The organism is Duganella sp. CF402 (assembly GCF_900109645.1).
Lineage (GTDB): Bacteria > Pseudomonadota > Gammaproteobacteria > Burkholderiales > Burkholderiaceae_D > Rugamonas.
This window is the reverse complement of record NZ_FOBG01000001.1, coordinates 3,675,926-3,697,981: the sequence shown is the minus strand read 5'-3', so window position 1 is coordinate 3,697,981 and position 22,056 is coordinate 3,675,926. Positions and strand designations below refer to the sequence as shown.

Below are 22,056 nucleotides of genomic sequence, written 5' to 3'. Positions count from 1 at the left end.
TTTCCATGCTGCGTACCCTGTCCATTCGTGATTTCGTTATCGTCGATACGATAGAACTGGAATTTTCGGCCGGCTTCACCGTGTTCACCGGCGAGACCGGGGCCGGCAAGTCCATCCTGATCGATGCGCTGACGCTGGCGCTGGGCGGCCGTGGCGACGCCAGCGTGGTGCGCGAGGGCGCGGCCAAGGCCGATATCACGGCGGACTTCGCGGTCAGCGCGCAGGCTGGCGCATGGCTGGCGGCAAACGAGTTCGAGGTGGAGGAGGGCGGCGCGCTGCTGCGCCGCGTGATCGACAACGCGGGCCGCAGCAAGGCTTACATCAACGGCATCGCGGCGACGGCGGCGCAGCTTCGCGAGCTGGGCGACCTGCTGGTCGATATCCACGGCCAGCACGCGCACCAGTCGCTGATGAAGACCGAGGCGCAGCGCGGCCTGCTCGACGGCCAGGCCGGCGCCGAAGCCGATGCGCGCGCGGTGGCGGCGGCGTACAAGGCGTGGCGCGCGCTGTCGAAGCAGCTGGAAGAATTCGAAGCCAATGCGGCCAACGTGCTGTATGAGCGCGAGCGTCTGGAGTGGCAGGTCAATGAGCTGGAAAAGCTGGCGGTCAAGCCGGGCGAGTGGACGGAGGTCAGCAATGAGCAGAGCCGCCTGTCGCACGCGGCCAGCTTGATGGAGGGCGCGCAGGAAGCGCTGGCCGCGATCTCGGAAGCCGAGGATCATCCGATCCTGTCGCAGCTGTCGTCGCTGAACCAGAAGCTGGGCAAGCTGGCCGATATCGACAGCGGCCTGCAGCCGATTGTGGATTTGATCGAGCCGGCGCGCATCCAGCTGCAGGAAGCGGTGTATGCACTCAATGATTATCTGGACCGCGTGGACCTCGACCCGGCGCGCCTGCGCACGGTGGAAGCACGCATGGACGCGATCCATTCGGCGGCGCGCAAGTTCCGCGTGCTGGAAGACGAACTGCCGCAAGAGCATGAGAAGCTGGCCGCGCGCCTGTCGCAGCTGGCCGACGCCACCGATCTGGAAGGCTTGCGCAAGCAGGAGGAAAAGCTGAAGGCTGCGTACATGGCTGAAGCGCGGAAGCTGTCGGCCACGCGAGCGCGCGCCGCGCAACTGCTGGGCGAGGCCGTCACCAGGGCGATGCAGGAATTGAACATGACCGGCGGCCGTTTCGAAGTCGCGCTGAATGCGTGCGAGCCGGCGGCGTATGGCCTGGAGCAGGTGGAGTTCCTGGTGGCCGGCCACGCGGGCGTGGCGGCGCGGCCGCTGGCGAAAGTGGCGTCGGGCGGTGAGCTGGCGCGCATCTCGCTGGCGATTTCCGTGATTACCTCCAACGCCACCACGGTGCCAACGCTGATCTTCGATGAAGTGGACAGCGGTATCGGCGGCGGCGTAGCGGAAGTAGTGGGCCGCTTGCTGCGCCGATTGGGCCAAGAGCGCCAGGTGCTGTGCGTGACGCACTTGCCGCAAGTGGCCAGCCAGGCCGGCCAGCACTTCCAGGTCGCCAAGGGCACGCTGGACAACGGCAAAACCGCCTCGCGCATCGACGTGCTGGATTCCAAATCGCGGGTAGAAGAAATCGCCCGCATGCTGGGCGGCCTCGAAATCACCGCCACCACCCGCAAACACGCCCGCGAGCTGCTCGCCTCATAATTCATGACCTTCCAAAAAGAACCTCCCCACAAGCACGGTGTTGTTGGCCGCAGCGCTATCGTTCTGGTGAACCTGGGCACGCCGGATGCACCGACGGCTTCCGCAGTGCGCCGCTACCTCAAGCAGTTCCTGTCCGACCCGCGCGTGGTGGAGATTCCCCGCGCTGTCTGGTGGTTCATCCTCAACCTCATCATCCTGCCGTTCCGCTCCGGCCAGTCGGCCAAGAAATACGCCTCGATCTGGACCCGCGAAGGTTCACCGCTGCGCACCCACACCGCCGCCCAGGCGCTGTACCTGCGCGGCGCGCTTGGCGAGCGCGGCCATCAGGACCTGAGCGTCGAGATGGCGATGCGCTACGGCTCGCCTTCCCTGCCGGAGGTACTGGCCAAGCTGAAGCAAGACGGTGCCGACCGCATCCTGGTGCTGCCGGCCTATCCGCAATACTCAGGCACCACCACCGGTTCGATCTACGACGCCGTGTTCCAGCACTACGGCTCGGTGCGCAACATCCCGGAACTGCGCTTCGTGCGCAACTACCACGACCACGAAGGCTACATCCGCGCCCTCCGGCAATCCGTGCTCAACCATTGGGAGCAGCACGGCAAGCCGGAAAAGCTGGTGATGAGTTTCCACGGCGTGCCCAAGCGCACCCTGATGCTGGGCGACCCCTACCACTGCGAATGCCTGAAAACCGCGCGCCTGCTGGCCGCCGCCCTCAAGCTGACGCCGGACCAGTACGTGGTCACTTTCCAGTCGCGCTTCGGCAAGGCCGAATGGCTGCAGCCGTACACCGCGCCCACCGTGGCCCAGCTGGCGCGCGACGGCGTCAAGCGCATCGACGTGATCTGTCCCGGCTTCATCAGCGATTGCCTGGAAACGCTGGAAGAGATCAACATGGAAGTGCGCCATGACTTTGAAACGAACGGCGGCCGCGAGTACCACTACATCCCGTGCCTGAACGAATCGCCGGCCTGGATTGCCGCGCTGGCCGAGATCGCCGAGCAGCACATCATCGGCTGGCCGACCCAGCTCGCGCCATCGCAGCGCGAGGCGCTGAAAAAAGAGGCAGAAGCCGGCCGCGCCGCCGCCCTGCAGCTCGGCGCCGCCGACTGAAAAGCAACATTCCCGCCCTTACCACACCGTCACCCGGCAATCAGCACTTGCGGGTGACGAGTGCCAGCCTGTTAAAATAGCCGCCTGATACAAGCTCGTGTTGTCGAAATGGCAGGCAAAATAAACCCTTGAAATCGTAGGTTATTGCCCCATTTGCTGCCACAGCGGTAACAAAAGTAATGTCAAACAAATACGATTGTAGGAGTCTCTAGATGCAAGATCAGGAAAACCAAGCCGTACCACCTAATCCAGAGGCGGCTGAAGCCGCTGCGTCGGCCCCACCATCGACCCCGGAAGCCGGTCTGCCATCGCTGGAAGAACAGCTGGCCGCCACCGAAGCCAAACTGGCTGAAATGCACGACGCTTTCATGCGCGCCAAAGCCGACGGTGAAAACATCCGCCGCCGCGCCCAGGAAGACGTGTCCAAGGCCCACAAGTTTGCGGTAGAAAGCTTTGCCGAAGCACTGGTGCCGGTGAAAGACAGCCTGGAAATGGCGCTGAAAGTCGAAGCGCCAACCCTGGAATCGCTGAAGGAAGGCGTGGAAATGACGCTGAAACAGCTGTCTGCGGCCTTCGAACGCAACCGCCTGATCGCCATTGAACCGGCCCAGGGCGAAAAACTGGACCCGAACAAGCACCAGGCCGTGGCCGTGGTGCCTGCCGACCAGGAAGCCAATACCGTTGTTGCCGTGCTGCAAAAAGGTTATATGATCGCCGACCGCCTGCTGCGTCCGGCCATCGTCACCGCAGCGCAAGCAAAGTAACTAAAGCTCTTGAAAACAAAGCGCTTTTCCACATATTAGTACCATCTGAACTTTAGCAAATAAGGAAAAAAATCATGGGTCGTATTATCGGTATCGATTTGGGAACCACCAACTCCTGCGTTTCCGTCATGGAAAATGGCCAGCCTAAGGTGATCGAAAACGCCGAAGGCGCGCGCACGACGCCATCCATCATTGCTTACCAAGACGATGGCGAAATCCTGGTCGGCGCACCGGCGAAACGCCAGGCTGTGACCAACCCAAAAAACACCCTGTTCGCGGTAAAACGCCTGATCGGTCGTAAGTTCGACGAGAAGGAAGTGCAGAAGGACATCGGCCTGATGCCTTACTCGATCACCAAAGCCGACAACGGCGATGCATGGATCGGCGTGCGCGACAAGAAACTGGCTCCTCCGCAAATTTCGGCGGAAGTGCTGCGCAAAATGAAGAAAACCGCGGAAGACTACCTGGGTGAAGAAGTCACCGAGGCCGTCATCACCGTACCGGCGTACTTCAACGACTCGCAGCGCCAGGCAACCAAAGACGCCGGCCGCATCGCTGGCCTGGACGTCAAGCGCATCATCAACGAACCAACCGCAGCGGCACTGGCGTTCGGCCTGGACAAGACCGAAAAGGGCGACCGCAAGATCGCCGTGTACGACTTGGGCGGCGGTACCTTCGACGTGTCGATCATTGAAATCGCCGACGTGGATGGCGAGAAGCAGTTCGAAGTGCTGTCGACCAACGGCGACACCTTCCTGGGCGGCGAAGACTTCGACCAGCGCGTGATCGACTACATCATCGAAGAGTTCAAGAAGGTCAACGGCCTGGATCTGAAAAAAGACCCGATCGCCCTGCAGCGCATCAAGGCTTCGGCTGAGCGCGCGAAGATCGAACTGTCGTCGTCGCAGCAGACCGAAATCAACGAGCCGTACATCGCAATGGCGAACGGCGCGCCGGTCCACCTGACCCTGAAGATGACCCGCGCCAAGCTGGAATCGCTGGTGGAAGAGCTGATCAACGCCACCATCGAGCCATGCAAAACCGCGATCAAAGATGCGGGCGTCAAAGTATCGGACATCGACGACATCATCCTGGTCGGCGGTATGACCCGTATGCCGAAGGTGCAAGAGAAAGTGAAAGAGTTCTTCGGCAAGGATCCACGCAAGGACGTGAACCCGGACGAAGCCGTGGCCGTCGGCGCCGCAATTCAAGGTTCGGTGCTGTCGGGCGAGCGCAAAGACTTGCTGCTGCTGGACGTGACCCCGCTGTCGCTGGGTATCGAAACCCTGGGCGGCGTGATGACCAAGATGATCCACAAGAACACCACGATTCCGACCAAGTTCTCGCAAGTGTTCTCGACCGCTGACGACAACCAGCCAGCCGTGACCATCAAGGTGTATCAGGGTGAGCGCGAAATCGCCGCCGGTAACAAAGGCCTGGGCGAATTCAATCTGGAAGGCATCCCGCCAGCAGCACGCGGCACGCCACAGATCGAAGTGACCTTCGACATCGACGCCAACGGCATCCTGCACGTCGGCGCGAAAGACAAGGCCACCGGCAAAGAGAACAAGATCACGATCAAGGCCAACTCGGGCCTGACCGAAGCGGAAATCCAGAAAATGGTGAAAGACGCTGAAGTCAACGCCGAGGAAGACAAGAAAGTGAAAGAACTGGCTGAGTCGCGCAACCAAGCCGACGCGCTGGTGCACTCGACCCGCAAATCGCTGACCGAATACGGCGACAAGCTGGAAGCCGGCGAGAAAGAGAAGATCGAAGCTGCGATCAACGACCTGGAAGCCTCGATCAAGTCGGGCGACAAGGCCGAGATCGACGCCAAAGTGGCCGCACTGTCGACCGCTTCGCAGAAGCTGGGCGAGAAGATGTACGCCGACATGCAAGCGCAGCAAGCTGCTGGCGGTGCTGAAGGCGCGGCCCCAGGCGGCGAGCAAGCCAAGCCGCAGGACGACGTGGTGGACGCTGACTTCAAAGAAGTCAAAGACAGCAAGTAATCGTTATCCCCGCCCCCGGCGGGGATAACAAATTGCCGAGCCGCGTGGCCATGCCGCCGGCTCGGCTTTTTCGCATAAAACAGTACAGAATATAAGCAAGGTTACGACAATATGGCAAAGCGTGATTTCTACGAGGTACTCGGTCTCGCAAAGAATGCAACCGAAGACGAGATCAAGAAGGCCTATCGCAAACTGGCTATGAAGTACCATCCGGACCGCAATCCGGACAGCAAGGACGCGGAAGAGAAATTCAAGGAAGTCAAAGAAGCCTACGAAATGCTGACCAATCCGGAGAAGCGCGAAGCGTATGACCGCTATGGTCACGCCGGCGTCGATCCGAACATGGGCGGCGGTGGCGGCTTTGGCGGCGCGGGCGGCTTTGGTGACGCTTTTGGCGACATCTTTGGCGACATCTTTGGCGGCGGCCGCGGCCGCAGCCAGGGCCCGCAGGTGTACCGTGGCGCCGACCTGCGCTACAACCTCGAGATCACGCTGGAACAGGCGGCGCACGGCTTCGACACCACCATCCGCGTGCCGTCGTGGGACAAGTGCGACACCTGCCACGGTTCCGGCGCCAAGCCGGGCACCTCGCCGGTGACCTGCTCGACCTGCGCCGGCCACGGCCAGGTGCGCATGCAGCAGGGCTTCTTCAGCATCCAGCAGACCTGCCCGAAATGCCACGGCACCGGCAAGATCATTCCTGAGCCATGCGCCGCATGCTCGGGCCAGGGCCGCATCAAGCGCAACAAGACGCTGGAAGTGAAGATCCCGGTCGGTATCGACAACGGCATGCGTATCCGTTCGTCCGGCAACGGCGAACCGGGCACCAATGGCGGGCCGTCGGGCGACTTGTACGTGGAAATCCACATCAAGCCGCATCCGGTGTTCCAGCGCGAAGGCGACGACCTGCACTGCGAAATGCCGATCTCGTTCGCCAAGGCGGCCTTGGGCGGCGAAATCGAAGTGCCGACCTTGTCTGGTAAAGTATCGTTTACGATTCCTGAAGGCACCCAGTCGGGCAAGACCTTCCGCCTCAAAGGCAAGGGCATCAAAGGCGTGCGTTCCGGCTTCGCGGGCGACCTGTTCTGTCACGTGGCAGTCGAGACCCCGGTCAAGCTGACCGAGAAGCAGAAGGAACTGCTGCGCGAATTTGAGAAATCGACCACTGAGGGCGGCGCCAAGCACAGCCCGCAGACGAAGACCTGGCGTGACAAAGTGAAGGACTTTTTTGAGTAATTCACCGTTACGTTAAATCGGTAATATCCAGACCGCCGCGCTGCGTTTTTTGCAGACCGGCGGTCTTCTTATGTACGAGAGGAGCATCATGGAAACCCTGAAAAACAGCACATCCCCCCTGCGTCACCTGTTGGAGAACAACCGTCAGTGGGCCGCCTCGGAAGTGGAACGCGACCCGGACTTCTTCAACCGCCTGGCCACCCAGGCCGCGCCGGAATACCTGTGGATCGGTTGCTCGGACAGCCGCGTGCCGGCGAATGAACTGCTGGGCCTGGCGCCAGGCGACGTCTTCGTTCACCGCAACATCGCCAACGTGGTGGTGCACTCGGACCTGAACTGCCTGTCGGTGCTGCAGTTTGCGGTGGAAGTGCTGAAGGTCAAGCACGTGATCGTGGTCGGCCACTACGGCTGCAAAGGCGTGCACGCCGCCATGACCGGCGCCCGCGTCGGCCTGGTCGACAACTGGCTGCGCCATGTGTACGACGTCAACCAGAAGCACGAGCGCTACCTGGGCAGCGTGGTCAACGAACAGAAGCGTTCGGAGCGCCTGGTGGAACTGAACGTGGTCGAGCAAGTTAACAACGTGGTCCAGACCACCATCGTGCGCGACGCCTGGGACCGTGGCCAGGAACTGACCGTGCACGGCTGGGTCTACGGCATCAACGACGGCAAGCTGCAAGACATGGGCCTCGCCGTCAGCGCGCTGGACCAGCTGGCCCCGGCAGTACAGCAGCGCCTGGCGAAGTACGAAGCCGTCTAAAATCCGCATAACGATATCGGATAAGCTTCGTTTTCTAAATAAGGACGGCGGCATAGACTGTATGGCACATCTTTACGAGAGAGTGTGTCATGGCTGCCGTTCTTCAGGATTCTTTTCAGGTCGAGCTGTTCGATGCGCCGCTGGGCGCGGAGATTATCGGGCTTGACCTGAACCGCCCGCTGCCGCAGCGGGACTTCCAACGCATACACAAGGCGCATCTGGATCACCATCTGCTGGTGTTCCGCGACCAGCGCATCACGCCGCAACAGCAGGTCGATTTCAGCCGCCGCTTCGGGCCGCTGCAGATCCATGTGCTGCGCAATTTCCAGCTGCCTTCCCATCCGGAAGTGCTGATCATTTCCAACATCATCGAGAACGGCAAGCCGCTCGGCCTGGGCGACGCCGGCCATTTCTGGCACTCGGACCTTTCATACAAAGAGACGCCCAGCCTGGGCTCCATGCTGCACGCGCAGGAGCTGCCGCTGGAAGGCGGCGATACGCTGTTCGCCAATATGCATCTCGCCTACGACACGCTGCCGGCTGCGCTGCGCCATGCGGTGCAAGGCGCACGCGCCGAGCATAGCTATCTGGCGCAGTATGAAGAGCTGCGCCGCCGCAGCCCGTTCCGCCCGGCCCTGACGCAGGCACAGATCGATGAGGTCAAGCCGGTGCTGCATCCGGTGGTGCGCACGCACCCGGAGACCGGACGCAAGGCGCTGTTCGTCAGCGAGCATTTCACCACCCGCATCGTCGGCATTCCCGAGGACGAGAGCCGCGCGCTGCTGGCCGAGTTGTTCGCGCACAGCGTGAAGCCGGAGCATGTGTATCGCCATCGCTGGGCGCCGCATGATCTGGTGTTCTGGGATAACCGTTCGCTGATGCACCTTGCCGGCGGCACGCCCGATCATCTGCGCCGCAAGCTGTATCGCACCACCATCGAAGGCGATGTGCCTTTCTAATTCACTGTCACCCACAGAGGATCACCATGTTCAGATTGACCGCCGCCGTTCTCGCCTTGTCGCTCGCTGCCGCCGCACCGGCGCAGGCCGAGGGACGCATCCGTATCGCCGAGCAGTTCGGCGTGGTGTACCTGCTGCTCAACGTCGCGCAGGACCAGCAATTGATCGAGAAGCAGGGCAAGAAGCTCGGCGTCGATATCACGGTGGAGCGCTTGCAGTTGTCTGGTGGCTCGGCGGTGAATGATGCGCTGCTGTCGGGCGCCATCGATATCGCCGGCGCCGGCGTCGGCCCGCTGCTGACGATCTGGGACCGTACCAACGGCAAGCAGAATGTGAAGGGCGTGGCGTCGCTGGGCAGCTTCCCTTACTACCTGGTGAGCACCAATCCGAAGGTGAAGTCGATCGCGGACCTGAGCGAGAAGGATCGCATCGCGCTGCCGGCGGTGACGGTGTCGGTGCAGTCGCGCATCTTGCAGTACGCGGCGGCCAAGCAGTGGGGCGACAAGGAGTTTGCGCGTCTGGATAAATTCACGCAAACGCTTCCGCACCCGGATGCAACGGCAGCCGTCATTGCTGGCGGTACGGAGATTAACGGGCACTTTGGCAATCCGCCGTTCCAGGAGCAGGAGCTGGCTGCAAATCCGAATGCGCGCATCATTTTGAATTCCTACGATGTGCTGGGCGGTCCGAGTTCGGCCACGGTGCTGTACGCGACCGAGAAGTTCCGCAACGAGAATCCGAAGACGTATCGTGCCTTCACCGCTGCATTGGCGGAAGCGGCGCAGTACATCGCCAAGAATCCTGAAGGCGCGGCCGATACCTATCTGCGCATCAGCAAGGCCAAGGTGGATCGCGATCTGCTTTTAAAAATCATCAAGAATCCGCAGGTGAATTTCAGCGTGGCGCCGCAGAACACGTATGGGCTGGCGCAGTTCCTGTACCGCGTCGGCGCGATCAAGAAGCAGCCTGCCAGCTGGCGCGATTACTTCTTTGACGATCCTGTGGTGGCGGCCGGGTCATGAGCCTGCAGATCGTCAGCCCAACGGGCGGTATCCAACCCTTGCTGCGCGCCGATGGCGTGAGCCTGGAATACGGCGGCACGCGCGCAACGCACGATGTCAGCTTCGATGTGTATCGCGGCGATCGCTTTGTGCTGCTGGGGCCTTCGGGCTGCGGCAAGTCGTCGCTGCTGAAGGCGGTGGCGGGCTTTATCCAGCCGGCGGCGGGCAGTATCAGCGTCAACGGCGCGGAGGTGCGCGGGCCGGGGCCGGATCGCATCGTGGTGTTCCAGGAGTTCGACCAGCTGCCGCCGTGGAAGACGGTGAAGGAGAATGTGATGTTCCCGCTGCTGGCGACCAAGCGGGTGAGCCGTCACGAAGCGGCCGAGCGGGCCATGCACTGGATCGCCAAGGTGGGCTTGAGCGGATTTGAAGACGCGCATCCGCACACGCTGTCCGGCGGCATGAAGCAGCGCGTGGCGATTGCACGCGCGTTGGCGATGCAGCCGGAGGTGCTGTTGATGGACGAGCCGTTCGCGGCGCTCGATGCGCTCACGCGGCGCAAGATGCAGGAGGAGTTGGGGCGCTTGTGGGAAGAGTTGCGGTTTACGCTGCTGTTTGTTACGCATTCGATTGAGGAGGCGCTGGTGGTGGGGAATCGGATCTTGTTGCTGTCGCCGCATCCGGGGCAGGTGCGGGCGGAGTTGAATAGCCATCAGTTTGATCTGGCGAGTGCGGGGAGTGCGGAGTTTCAGGCGGCCTCGCAGCGGATTCATGGCTTGCTGTTTGGCGACACCGTCGCACCTACCGTTGTCGCACCGGCGGACGCCGGTGCCCATGCTGAGCGTGCCAGCAAGCGTTCTATGGGTCCCGGCCTCCGCCGGGACGACGGGGTGGCGTTATGAGCCTCGTCTTGGATCCGCCGATCCGGCAGGAGCGAGAATATACGGTCACGCCGCCGGCCTTGCAGGCTGCTGCGCCGCTGGCGCGCAACGCCTGGCAGCAGGGTTGGCTGCGCAAAACCGTCATCCTCGCATTGCTGGCCGCCGTGTGGGAAGCCATCGCGCGCTGGCAGAACAACGACTTGCTGCTGCCAACCTTCCTGCAAACCGCGCAAGCCTTCGCGGAAGGCATTGCCAGCGGCGAGCTGCTCGACCGCGTGCGCGTCTCGCTCACCGTCCTGTTGCAGGGCTATGTGATCGGCATCCTCGCCGCCTTCGCCCTGACCGCGCTGGCCGCATCCACCCGCATCGGTCGCGACCTGCTGGAAACGCTGACCGCCATGTTCAACCCATTGCCCGCCATCGCCCTGCTGCCGCTGGCGCTGCTGTGGTTCGGCCTCGGCAAAGCCAGCCTGCTGTTCGTGATTGTGCACGCCGTGCTGTGGCCGCTGGCGCTGGGCGCCTACGCCGGCTTCCAGTCCGTGCCCGAGACCCTGCGCATGGCCGGCCGCAACTACGGCCTGAGCGGCCTGCGCTTCGTGCTGCACATCCTGGTGCCGGCCGCGCTGCCGTCGATCGTCTCCGGCCTGAAGATCGGCTGGGCCTTCGCCTGGCGTACCCTGATCGCCGCCGAGCTGGTGTTCGGCACCACCGCAGGGCAGGGCGGCCTCGGCTGGTACATCTTCCAGAACCGCAACGAGCTCTACACCGACAAAGTGTTCGCTGGACTGGCCGCTGTCATCCTGATCGGGTTGCTCGTAGACAACGTGGTATTTCGTCCACTGGAAACGCTGACGATACGGCGCTGGGGCATGCAAAGGTAGGTAGGTCCGGGAGCGAGGCTGGCAGAAATTGTGCGTTGTGCCGTAAAATCTGCAAATGCACATCCCAACTACTGGTTTGATTCTTGCTTGCCGCAGTGTCATGACCCACTCCCATGCGTAAGCCGGCCATGCCCAATTTGCGTATCGTTGTCATCAACACCGTCATCCATGACGAGGATGACGAAGCGCTGCATGCGCAGGCCGAACGGGCGCGGGTGCTGCGCATCGGCTTGCTGGAAGCCGGCTATGACATCATCGCGTCGCTGCCGCCGGACATGTATCTGCCCGAGCGCATCGCCCAGCTGCAGCCCGACATGATCATCGTCGACGCCGAGTCGGACGCGCGCGATGTGCTGGAACACGTGGTGATCGCCACCCGCGACGAGCGCCGCCCCATCGTCATGTTCACCGAAGACCAGGATCCGGAAAGCATGGAAGCCGCCGTCGAAGCCGGCGTGTCGGCCTACATCGTGGCAGGCCTGCAGGGCGAGCGCATCAAACCGGTGCTGCAGGTGGCGCTGGCCCAGTTCAGGCGCGAGCAGAAGCTGCTGGAAGAGCTCAGCGACACCAAGAGCAAGCTGGCCGAGCGCAAGGTGATCGAGCGCGCCAAGGGCCTGCTGATGGAGCGCCAGCGCTTCACCGAGGAGCAGGCCTACCAAAAGCTGCGTTCGATGGCGATGAGCAAGAACCTCAAGTTGTCCGAAGTGGCACAGCGCATTCTCGACGTCGAAGACCTTTTGGGCTAAAAGGGCTAAAAACGCCCACCCAAAATGATGCACCGCGCAAAAGCGGTGCATTTTTTTTGCGCAAAAATACCTCTTTCCCCCTGTAAAGCCGCTGGCACGGACATTGCATAGCTGTAAGCAAGCGCAATGCTGCGCGGATGCGCCCTGCCAACGGCGGTAGGGCCCACCAGACAACGACGTCTACCAATCATGAATTCGTTTCGTGAGGGTAGGCGTTTTTTTTGGCTCTTAGTTATCGACGACTACAAGAAGGGAATCACCATGAACTACAAGAAGCTGGGTACAGAAAAGCCGGAAGCAGTTAACGAAACACGCAGAAAAATCATTCATGGTGCAGGTCTTGTAGCGGGGGGGAGCATGTTGGGATTGTCGACGGGGGGCGTATGGGCAGCAGGTTCGGATAAGCCGGAGAAGGAGGAAATCAAGATCGGCTTTATTCCGCTGACCGACTGTGCCTCCGTGGTGATGGCCTCGGTGCTGGGATTCGACAAGAAGTACGGCGTCAAGTTCGTGCTGAGCAAGGAAGCCTCTTGGGCCGGCGTGCGCGACAAGCTGTCCAACGGCGATCTCGATGCGGCCCATGTGTTGTATGGCCTGCTTTACGGCGTCCAGATGGGCATCGGCGGCCAGAAGAAGGACATGGCGGTGCTGATGGGCCTCAATAACAACGGCCAGGCCATCACGCTGTCGAAAAAAGTAGCGGACAAGGGCGGCGTCGATGGCGCCTCGCTGGCAAAGCTGATGCGCAGCGACCCGCGCGAATACACCTTCGCGCAGACCTTCCCGACCGGTACTCACGCCATGTGGCTGTACTACTGGCTGGCAGCCAATGGCATCAACCCGATGAAGGACGCCAAGGTGATCACCGTACCGCCGCCGCAGATGGTGGCCAATATGCGCGTCGGGAATATGGACGGCTTCTGCGTGGGCGAGCCGTGGAATCACCGCGCCATCATGGACGGTGTCGGCATCACCGCCACCACCACCCAGGAAATCTGGAAGGACCACCCGGAGAAGGTGCTGGGCTCCACGCTGGAATTTGCCAAGAAATATCCGAACACCTGCCGCGCCATGATGGCCGCGATCCTCGAGGCGGGCAAGTGGATCGACTCCTCGCTGGCCAACAAGAACAAGATGGCTGAAACCATCGCCGATAAATCCTACGTCAACACCAGCAAGGATGCGATCGACCAGCGCATCATGGGCCGCTACCAGAATGGCCTGGGCAAGACCTGGGACGATCCGAATCACATGAAGTTCTATAACGAAGGCGCGGTCAACTTCCCGTACCTGTCGGACGGCATGTGGTTCATGACGCAGCACCGCCGCTGGGGCTTGCTGAAGGACGATCCTGATTATCTGGCGGTGGCCACCTCGGTCAACCAGATCGATTTGTACAAGGACGCTGCCACCATGACCAAGACGCCGGTGCCTAAGAGCCCGCTGCGTACGTCGAAGATGATGGATGGTTCCGTGTGGGACGGCAAGAACCCGAAAGCGTTCGCCGCCTCGTTCAAGATCAAAGCCTGATGACCGGAGGATGCCATGAACGCCATGCTCAAACCCGACAGCGCCGAACCAGTCGTCGCTGCCGTCGCTGCCGCTGCACCAGCCGCACCAGCCACATCCCCGCGCCGCCCACGCCGTCCGCTGGCCGCCAACACCACGGCGCGTGTGCGCGCACAGATCTCCTCGACCGCGCTGAAAATCGTCGCCCCGTTGCTGGGCGCCGCCTTGCTGGTGCTGGTCTGGCAGATCATCACCGTGAAGAACAGTTCATTCCCGACGCCGGCGGCCACGCTGGAAGAAGCGATCAAGCTGTTCTCCGATCCGTTCTATCGCAACAGCCCTAACGACCAGGGCATCGGCTGGAACCTGCTGGCGTCCCTGCAGCGCGTGGGTGTGGGCTTCGGCCTTGCGGCGCTGGTGGGAATTCCACTGGGTTTCCTGATTGGCCGTGTGCAGTTTGTCGGCGCCATGTTCGGCCCGATTATCAGCCTGCTTAAACCCGTGTCGCCGCTGGCCTGGCTGCCGATTGGCCTGCTGGTGTTCAAGTCCGCCAACCCTGCCGCGATCTGGTCGATCTTCATCTGCTCGATCTGGCCGATGATTATCAACACTGCCATCGGCGTGCAGCGCGTGCCGCAGGATTACATGAACGTGGCGCGGGTACTCAACCTGTCCGAGTGGAAGATCCTGACCAAGATCCTGCTGCCATCGGCGCTGCCGTTCGTGCTGACCGGCGTGCGCCTGTCGATCGGCACCGCGTGGCTGGTGATCGTCGCGGCCGAAATGCTGACCGGCGGCGTAGGTATCGGCTTCTGGGTGTGGGACGAGTGGAACAACTTGAACGTCCCGCACATCATCATCGCCATCGGCGCCATCGGCCTGGTTGGCTTGCTGCTCGAGCAGGCGCTGGTGGCGCTGGCCCGTGCCTTCACCTACGAACAAGTGTCCAACTAAGGAGCGGCGATCATGGAAGATAAATTCATCGATATCGAAGGCGTGGAGATGGTATTCCACACCAAGAAGGGTGTATTCCACGCGCTGCGTGAAATCGACCTGAAAGTCGCCAAGGGCGAATTCATCACGCTGATCGGCCACTCGGGCTGCGGCAAGTCCACCCTGCTCAACCTGATCGCCGGCCTGCTCAAGCCGACCGACGGCGTGCTGCTGTGCGCCAACCGCGAGATCGCCGGCCCGTCGCCGGAACGCTCGGTGGTGTTCCAGAACCATTCGCTGCTGCCTTGGCTGACCTGCTACGAAAACATCTACCTCGGTGTGGAGCGCGTGTTCGGCGCGACTGAAACCAAGGCGCAGCTCAAGGAACGCACGCTGGCCGCGCTGGCGCTGGTGGGCCTGACGCCCGCTGAAACCAAGCGCCCGCATGAAATTTCGGGCGGCATGAAGCAGCGTGTCGGCATCGCCCGTGCGCTGGCGATGGAGCCGAAAGTGCTGCTGATGGACGAACCGTTCGGCGCACTGGACGCACTGACCCGCGCCCACCTGCAGGATGAACTGTTGAAGATTGTCGCCGCCACCAAGTCCACGGTGGTGATGGTGACGCACGATGTAGACGAAGCGGTGCTGCTGTCCGACCGCATCGTCATGATGACCAACGGCCCGGCCGCCACCATCGGCGAAATCGTCGATGTGCAGCTGGAGCGTCCACGCGACCGCGTGGCGCTGGCATCGGATGCACGGTACATGGAGTACCGCACCGCGGTGCTGGAATTCCTGTATCGGAAACAAGCGCATCCCGCCAAAGCCGCTTAACCAAAGGAGAACCAAGATGCACATGCACGCGCCTATCGCACCCGCTGCCGGATCCCACGGCGGCAAGCCTTTGCCGGGAGAAGTCTTCGGCGCCCTGATCAATCTGTCCGGGCGTCGTCGCTTCACCTCGCAGCGGCTGGTGCTGTACGCCGTGCTGGCATCGCAGCAGCAGGACGGCGCGGCGGCGATAGCGCAGGAAGCGCTGGCACTGTTCCGTGGGGCGCACAAATCGCTGCTGACCGATGGCGACGGCTTGCCGGGCGTGTTCTGCCCGGAGCTGGAGCAGGCCTACTTCGGCAAGCCGCAAGGCGACCGCGCCATCACGGCGTTTGCCGACCTGGCCGAGCGCACGCTGCGCGCGATTGGCAACGACGCCAGTGACAGTGCCGAATTGCTGGCGGAGCTGGTGCGCATCACTACGCCCACGCTGGCGATCCTGAACCAGATCACCGGCATCTATGAAGAACAGGCCAAGCTGCATGCAAGACTGATGAAAAAACAATTGCGCGGCGTGATTACCGATATTGAAACCATCAACCGCCAGGCGCGCATGGTGGCCTTCAACGCCCGCATCGTCGCGGCGCGCGCAGGGCAGGCGGGCAAGGAATTCTCGGTGGTGGCGGGCGTCCTCTCCAACATCAGCGGCGAAATCGACGAGATGGTGGCCGCCGCGTTGGCTGCGGCGGGGTGAATCAGGCCAGTTCCGCCAGCCGTGCGCGTACCAGGTCGCGCAGGAGATCCCGGTCGATTTCCCAGTCGACGGGGATCTGGAAGCAGTTCTTGAACACGACCAGCGGCGCGAGACGCGCCTTGAAGTCCTCCATGACAAACACGCTCCACGGTGAAACTGTCAGGTGCTTCTTATAGGCGGCAAGTCCCATCACATACTGGCCGTCCCGATGAATATGCGGGACGTTCCAGGCCATCTTGACATCGAGCGCCGGGAACTCGGCGAGGACAAAGTCGATGATGGACCGAAGGGTTCCGGCCTTGGTCTCATCCACAGACGCCAGGTAGGCGTCAATCGTTTCAAATTTAGCAGCGCTCATATCGGGAGGATAGCACCATCTTGTTGCACCGATAGCGTGCGCTGTGCACCGCAACATCGCAGTGCACCAATTTTATCGGCTTCCCGCCAGACCGCATTTTTTAGTCGTTTCCCTCTGTAGCCGGGCTTTTTTGAGGGCTGGCACAGCTCTTGCAATGGATAGGGCAAGGGATCAACGGCGATCTCCCAGAAACACACGAATTCATAGCTGGTCCAAGGACGGACTGGCAGGACAACGGCGTCCGCCCAACCCGGCCTTAGGCCTGCGGTTGCGCGGACGCCTTTTTGTTTTCTGAACGGGATAAAAAAATGGCCAGCAAAGCTACCAGCATCAAGCTCTTCTCGATTTCAACGCCTCAGATGCGGGCGTTCCACTTGACCTGGATGGCGTTCTTCGTCTGCTTCTTCGCCTGGTTCGCCTGCGCGCCGCTGATGCCGGTGATTAAAGGTGAATTCGGTTTGACGGTGGCGCAAATCGCCAACATCAATATCGCTGCTGTTGCAGTCACCATCGTCGTGCGTCTGATTATCGGTCCGCTGTGCGACCACTTCGGCCCGCGCAAAGCCTATACAGGCTTGCTGCTGCTGGGTTCCATCCCGGTGATCGGTGTAGCCTTTGCACAGAGCTACGAAAGCTTCCTGTTCTTCCGCCTTGCCATCGGCGCGGCCGGCGCCAGCTTCGTCATCACGCAGTACCACACCTCGGTGATGTTCGCACCGAAAGTGGTGGGCACCGCCAACGCGGCGGCCGCAGGGTGGGGCAACGCCGGCGGCGGTGCAGCGCAAGCCGCCATGCCGCTGCTGATGGCCGCGATGGTGATGCTGGGCGTCGGCGAAGGCTTCGGCTGGCGCGCTGCCCTGATCGTGCCGGGCGTCCTGATGATCATCATGGCTGGCGTCTACTACCGCTTCACGCAAGACTGCCCGCAAGGTAACTACAAAGAGCTGCGCGCTGCCGGCATCGTCATCGAAGGCGGCAAGAAAGGCGGCTGGGATTCGTTCAAGCTGGCCGCTGCCAACTACCGCGTATGGCTGCTGTTCATCACCTACGGCGCTTGCTTCGGCATCGAGATCTTCATCCACAACATCGCCGCGACCTACTACGTCGATCACTTCAAGCTGACGCTTGCCCAAGCCGGTATGGCGGCAGGCAGCTTCGGTTTGCTGGCGCTGTTCGCCCGCGCACTGGGCGGCTGGGTGTCGGACAAATTCGCCGCTGCCGGTAACCTGAATAACCGCGTGACCCTGCTGTTTGTGCTGATGCTGGGCGAAGGCGCCGGCTTGCTGATGTTTGCCCATGCCGGTAACGCCATGCTGGCCATCGCCGCCATGCTGTTCTTCGGCCTGTTCACCCACATGGCTTGCGGCGCGACTTACGCCGTGGTGCCTTTCGTCGATAAACGCGCCTTGGGCGGCGTGGCCGGCATCATCGGCGCCGGCGGCAACGTGGGCGCAGTCGCAGCCGGCTTCCTGATGAAGGGCACCGGCGACGTGCAGCAGACGCTGAGCATCCTCGGTGTGTTGGTCGCCATCTCCGCCTTGTGCGCGCTGGCCGCACGCTTCAGCGCCGACACCGTAGAACAATCCGCAATCGCCACCGCTTAATAGGAATCGCATCATGAAAATTATCGTCATCGGCCACGGCATGGTAGGTCACAAATTCCTGGAAAGCCTGGCCAATAGCGGCACGCCGAACCTGCAAGTGACGGTGCTGTGCGAAGAGCCGCGTCCCGCCTACGACCGCGTGCACCTGTCCGAATTCTTTTCCGGTAAATCGGCCGAAGACCTGTCGCTGGTGAAGCCAGGCTTCTTCGAACAAAACGACAGCATGGTGCTGCGCCTGAACACCCGCGCCACCGCCATCGACACCAAGGCGAAGACCGTCAGCACCGCCGACGGCGAAGTGCTGGCCTACGACAAACTGGTAATCGCCACCGGCTCGTTCCCGTTCGTGCCGCCGCTGCCGGGCAAGGAGCGCAAGGACTGCTTCGTCTACCGCACCATCGAGGATCTGGAAGCGATGCTGGAATGCGGCAAGCGTTCGAAGACCGGCGTGGTGATCGGCGGCGGCCTGCTCGGCCTCGAATGCGCCAAGGCCCTGCGCGACATGAAGCTGGAAACCCATGTGGTCGAATTCTCGCCGCGCCTGATGGCGGTGCAGGTCGATGATGGCGGCGGCCGTGTGCTGCGCCGTAAGATCGAAGAACTGGGCGTGACCGTCCACACCGGTAAAAACACCACCGCCATCGTCGACGGCGTGGATGGCACCCACCGCATGGAGTTCGCCGACGGCGGCCATCTGGATGCCGACATGATCGTGTTCTCGGCCGGTATCCGCCCGCGCGACATGCTGGCGAAAGAAGCCGGCCTGACCATCGGCCCGCGCGGCGGCATTGAAATCAACAACAACTGCGTCACCTCCGACCCGCACGTTTACGCCATCGGCGAGTGCGCGCTGTGGGGCGGCATGATCTTCGGCCTGGTCGCACCGGGCTATGAAATGGCGCGCGTCGCCGTGAAACACATGCTGGGCGAAGCGGCGGAATTCGCCGGCGCCGACATGAGCACCAAGCTGAAACTGATGGGCGTGGACGTGGCCTCGATCGGCGACCCGCACGGCAAGGAAGAGGGCAGCCACTCCTACCAGTTCATCGACGAGCGCAAACAGATCTACAAGAAGATCGTGGTGTCCAGTTGCGGCAAATACCTGCTGGGCGGCGTGATGGTGGGCGACGCCAGCGAATACGGCACCCTGCTGCAAATGATGCTCAACAAGATCGAACTGCCGGAATCGCCGGAGTTCCTGATCCTGCCGCAATCGGACGGTGCGGCCAGGCCGGCGCTGGGCGTGGATGCGTTGCCGGATTCGGCGCAGATCTGCTCCTGCAATAACATCTCCAAGGGCCAGCTGTGCGCCGCTGTCGCCAACGGCGCCTGCACCATCGGTGAACTGAAGTCGTGCACCACCGCCGGCACCGCGTGCGGCGGCTGCGTACCGCTCGTCACGCAGGTGATGAAGGCCGAGATGAAGAAGCAGGGCATGGAAGTCAACAACCATGTGTGCGAACACTTCGCGTACTCGCGCCAGGAGCTGTTCCACCTGATCAAAGTCGGCAAGATCAGCACCTTCGGCGATTTGCTGCACAAGCATGGAAAAGGCCTGGGCTGCGACGTTTGCAAACCGCTGGCCGCCAGCATCCTCGCCACCATCAACAACGAGTTCGTGCTGAAGAAGGAACACGCCAGCCTGCAGGACACCAACGACTACTTCCTTGGCAATATCCAGAAGGACGGCACCTACTCGGTGGTGCCGCGCATGCCGGCCGGTGAAGTAACGCCCGATGGCCTGATCGCTGTCGGCATGGTGGCCAAGAAGTACGGGCTGTACACCAAGATCACCGGCGGTGCGCGCGTCGACATGTTCGGCGCCCGCGTTGAGCAGTTGCCGCTGATCTGGGAAGAGCTGATCGCCGCCGGTTTCGAATCCGGCCACGCTTACGGCAAGTCGCTGCGTACCGTGAAGTCCTGCGTCGGTTCGACCTGGTGCCGCTACGGCGTGGATGATTCGATCGGCCTGGCGGTGGAACTGGAGAACCGCTACAAGGGCCTGCGCACGCCGCACAAGATCAAGTTCGGCGTCTCCGGCTGCACCCGCGAGTGCGCCGAAGCGCAGGGCAAGGACGTGGGCGTGATCGCCACCGAAAAAGGCTGGAACCTGTACGTGTGCGGCAACGGCGGCATGAAGCCTCGCCACGCGGAACTGATCGCCACCGAACTGGATAAGGCAACGCTGATCCAGTACATCGACCGCTTCCTGATGTTCTACAGCCGCACCGGTGACCGCCTGCAGCGCACCAGCACCTGGCGCGAAAACATGGAAGGCGGCCTGGATTACCTGAAGAGCGTCATCATCGATGACAAACTGGGCATCGCCGCCGAGCTGGAAGCCGATATGGCGCACGTGGTCAGCACCTACGCTTGCGAGTGGAAAGAAGCGGTCGAGAATCCAGAGACCCGCAAACGCTTCCGCCACTTCGTCAACAGCGACAAGGGCGACCAGAACGTGCTGTTCATGGAAGAACGCGGCCAGATTCGCCCGGCCACTATTGAAGAACGCAAGCGCGTTATCCCTATCGCAGTCAAGGCAGCTTGAGGAGAAGATTATGCACCGTGATATTCAAACCGATAAATGGGTCGCTGTCTGCAACCTGGACGATATCGTTCCTAACACCGGCGTGTGCGCGCTGCTGAACGACGAACAAGTGGCCGTGTTCCACGTCGACGACGGCGGCCCGCGCGTGTTCGCCATCGACAACTACGATCCGAATTCGGAAGCCTCCGTGCTGTCGCGCGGTCTGGTCGGTTCGCTGGGTGAGCGCATCGTGGTGGCTTCGCCGATCTACAAGCAGCACTTCGACCTGCAAACCGGCGAGTGCCTGGAAGCGCCGGAACACTCGGTCGCCACGTACCCGGCCCGTATCGACGGCGGCAAGATCTGGGTAGGTTTATGAAACCCGCGCTGGTCGTCATTGGCAACGGCATGGCCGGCATGCGTACGGTGGAAGAACTGTACAAGCTGGCGCCGGACATGTACGACATTACCGTGTTCGGCGCCGAGCCGCACGGTAACTACAACCGCATCCTGCTGTCGCCGGTGCTGGCGGGCGAGAAGAGCATCGACGACATCATGCTCAACACGCGCGAGTGGTACGTCCAGCACAACATCACGCTGCATGCCGGCGACCCGGTGGTACACATCGACCGCCGCAAGCGCGTCGTGCGCGCGCAGTCGGGCCTTGAGGTGCGCTATGACCGTCTGCTGATCGCCACCGGTTCCAAGCCCTTTATCATTCCGGTGCCGGGCCATAAGCTGGACGGCGTGCTGGCCTTCCGCGACATTCAGGACGTGGAGACCATGCTGGCGATGGCGCGCAATCATCGCCACGCGGTGGTGATCGGCGGCGGCCTGCTGGGCCTTGAAGCGGCCAACGGCCTGCAACGCCAGGGCATGTCCGTCACCGTGGTGCACGTGACCGATGCGCTGATGAACCAGCAGCTCGACAAGCCTGCCGCGCTGCTGCTGCAAAAAGCGCTGGAAGCGAAAGGCCTCAAGTTCATGATGGAAGCGCAGACTGAGTCGATTCTCGGCACGGACCGCGTGACTGGCGTGCGCTTCAAGGACGGCACCGAGATCCCGGCGGATCTGGTGGTGATGACGGCGGGCGTGCGTCCCAACATCGAACTGGCGAAAGAAGCCGGCCTGCATTGCGAACGCGCCATCGTGGTGGACGACACGCTGCAAACTTACGATCCGCGCGTGTATGCCGTCGGCGAATGCGTGCAGCACCGCAGCGCCACCTTCGGCCTCGTGGCACCGATCTGGGACCAGGCCCGCGTTTGCGGCGCCCACCTGGCCGGCGCCGGCGTGCGCCGCTACGTGCAATCGACCTCGCCGACGCGCCTGAAAGTCACCGGCGTAGATCTGTACTCGGTCGGCGATTTCATCGGCGGCGAAGGCAGCGAAGACCTGGTGCTGCGCGATGCGCGTCGCGGCGTCTACAAGCGGCTGGTGATCAAGGATGGCCGCGTCACCGGCGCCGTGCTGTATGGCGACGTGAAGGACGGTCCGTGGTACTTCGGCTTGATCCAGAACCGCGCCGACATTACGCCAATCCGGCAAACCCTGTTATTTGGTGAAGCCCTGTCCAACCGGGCCGCCTGAAG

At 62.0% G+C, this 22,056-nt stretch carries 20 protein-coding genes; 19 read left to right on the top strand and 1 reads right to left on the bottom strand.

What is annotated here, in order from left to right; translation table 11 throughout:
* Window positions 1-5: 5 nt before the first annotated feature.
* From recN to BMZ70_RS16530, 15 genes are all read left to right on the top strand, one after another.
* Window positions 6-1,658, top strand: coding sequence for a DNA repair protein RecN (recN, locus tag BMZ70_RS16600; protein ID WP_092276585.1), 1,653 nt, complete (start codon window positions 6-8; stop codon window positions 1,656-1,658).
* Between the two features lie 3 nt (window positions 1,659-1,661).
* Window positions 1,662-2,771, top strand: a complete 1,110-nt coding sequence (gene hemH, locus BMZ70_RS16595; protein ID WP_092276582.1) for a ferrochelatase — start codon at window positions 1,662-1,664, stop codon at window positions 2,769-2,771.
* 212 nt (window positions 2,772-2,983) lie between these two features.
* On the top strand, window positions 2,984-3,535 hold the full coding sequence (grpE, locus tag BMZ70_RS16590; RefSeq protein ID WP_092276579.1) for a nucleotide exchange factor GrpE: 552 nt from the start codon (window positions 2,984-2,986) through the stop codon (window positions 3,533-3,535).
* A 74-nt stretch (window positions 3,536-3,609) separates the two neighbouring features.
* Complete coding sequence (dnaK, locus tag BMZ70_RS16585) at window positions 3,610-5,544, top strand: molecular chaperone DnaK (protein WP_092276577.1); 1,935 nt, start codon at window positions 3,610-3,612, stop codon at window positions 5,542-5,544.
* 111 nt (window positions 5,545-5,655) lie between these two features.
* Window positions 5,656-6,780 (top strand): molecular chaperone DnaJ, encoded by a 1,125-nt coding sequence (gene dnaJ, locus BMZ70_RS16580; RefSeq protein WP_092276574.1) that lies wholly within the window; start codon window positions 5,656-5,658, stop codon window positions 6,778-6,780.
* A gap of 88 nt (window positions 6,781-6,868) precedes the next feature.
* Window positions 6,869-7,540 (top strand): carbonate dehydratase, encoded by a 672-nt coding sequence (gene can / locus BMZ70_RS16575; RefSeq protein ID WP_092276571.1) that lies wholly within the window; start codon window positions 6,869-6,871, stop codon window positions 7,538-7,540.
* A gap of 89 nt (window positions 7,541-7,629) precedes the next feature.
* Window positions 7,630-8,499 (top strand): TauD/TfdA dioxygenase family protein, encoded by an 870-nt coding sequence (locus tag BMZ70_RS16570; RefSeq protein WP_092276568.1) that lies wholly within the window; start codon window positions 7,630-7,632, stop codon window positions 8,497-8,499.
* A 26-nt stretch (window positions 8,500-8,525) separates the two neighbouring features.
* Window positions 8,526-9,521, top strand: coding sequence for an ABC transporter substrate-binding protein (locus BMZ70_RS16565; RefSeq protein WP_092276565.1), 996 nt, complete (start codon window positions 8,526-8,528; stop codon window positions 9,519-9,521).
* Window positions 9,518-10,402, top strand: a complete 885-nt coding sequence (locus BMZ70_RS16560; RefSeq protein ID WP_092276562.1) for an ABC transporter ATP-binding protein — start codon at window positions 9,518-9,520, stop codon at window positions 10,400-10,402. Before BMZ70_RS16565 ends, BMZ70_RS16560 begins: the two co-directional genes overlap by 4 nt.
* Complete coding sequence (locus tag BMZ70_RS16555) at window positions 10,399-11,262, top strand: ABC transporter permease (RefSeq protein WP_092276559.1); 864 nt, start codon at window positions 10,399-10,401, stop codon at window positions 11,260-11,262. Before BMZ70_RS16560 ends, BMZ70_RS16555 begins: the two co-directional genes overlap by 4 nt.
* 128 nt (window positions 11,263-11,390) lie before the next feature.
* Window positions 11,391-12,008, top strand: a complete 618-nt coding sequence (locus tag BMZ70_RS16550; RefSeq protein WP_092277918.1) for an ANTAR domain-containing response regulator — start codon at window positions 11,391-11,393, stop codon at window positions 12,006-12,008.
* 357 nt (window positions 12,009-12,365) lie between these two features.
* Window positions 12,366-13,538: a CmpA/NrtA family ABC transporter substrate-binding protein gene (locus BMZ70_RS16545; protein WP_092276556.1), complete on the top strand. Its 1,173-nt coding sequence runs from the start codon at window positions 12,366-12,368 to the stop codon at window positions 13,536-13,538.
* Window positions 13,539-13,553: 15 nt separating this feature from the next.
* Window positions 13,554-14,471, top strand: coding sequence for a nitrate ABC transporter permease (ntrB, locus tag BMZ70_RS16540; protein ID WP_092276553.1), 918 nt, complete (start codon window positions 13,554-13,556; stop codon window positions 14,469-14,471).
* Between the two features lie 12 nt (window positions 14,472-14,483).
* Window positions 14,484-15,284 carry an ABC transporter ATP-binding protein gene (locus BMZ70_RS16535; protein WP_175500783.1) on the top strand — a complete coding sequence of 267 codons (801 nt, stop codon included), beginning with the start codon at window positions 14,484-14,486 and terminating at the stop codon, window positions 15,282-15,284.
* Window positions 15,285-15,300: 16 nt separating this feature from the next.
* Window positions 15,301-15,975, top strand: coding sequence for a methyl-accepting chemotaxis protein (locus BMZ70_RS16530; protein WP_165403460.1), 675 nt, complete (start codon window positions 15,301-15,303; stop codon window positions 15,973-15,975).
* A 1-nt stretch (window position 15,976) separates the two neighbouring features.
* Here the strand turns inward: BMZ70_RS16530 and BMZ70_RS16525 are convergent, their stop codons facing one another.
* Window positions 15,977-16,333, bottom strand: a complete 357-nt coding sequence (locus BMZ70_RS16525) for an iron chaperone (RefSeq protein WP_092276547.1) — start codon at window positions 16,331-16,333, stop codon at window positions 15,977-15,979.
* A gap of 308 nt (window positions 16,334-16,641) precedes the next feature.
* Here BMZ70_RS16525 and BMZ70_RS16520 point away from each other — a divergent pair, with 308 nt between their 5' ends.
* From BMZ70_RS16520 to BMZ70_RS16505, 4 genes are read left to right on the top strand one after another with little or no spacing between them, the layout of a single operon-like run.
* Window positions 16,642-17,937, top strand: coding sequence for an MFS transporter (locus BMZ70_RS16520; RefSeq protein WP_092276544.1), 1,296 nt, complete (start codon window positions 16,642-16,644; stop codon window positions 17,935-17,937).
* Between the two features lie 13 nt (window positions 17,938-17,950).
* Entirely contained in the window at window positions 17,951-20,485 is a 2,535-nt protein-coding gene (gene nirB, locus BMZ70_RS16515; protein ID WP_092276541.1) for a nitrite reductase large subunit NirB, read from the top strand.
* 10 nt (window positions 20,486-20,495) lie between these two features.
* Window positions 20,496-20,843 (top strand): nitrite reductase small subunit NirD, encoded by a 348-nt coding sequence (gene nirD / locus BMZ70_RS16510; RefSeq protein ID WP_092276538.1) that lies wholly within the window; start codon window positions 20,496-20,498, stop codon window positions 20,841-20,843.
* Window positions 20,840-22,054, top strand: a complete 1,215-nt coding sequence (locus tag BMZ70_RS16505) for an NAD(P)/FAD-dependent oxidoreductase (RefSeq protein WP_092276535.1) — start codon at window positions 20,840-20,842, stop codon at window positions 22,052-22,054. Before nirD ends, BMZ70_RS16505 begins: the two co-directional genes overlap by 4 nt.
* Window positions 22,055-22,056 lie beyond the last annotated feature (2 nt).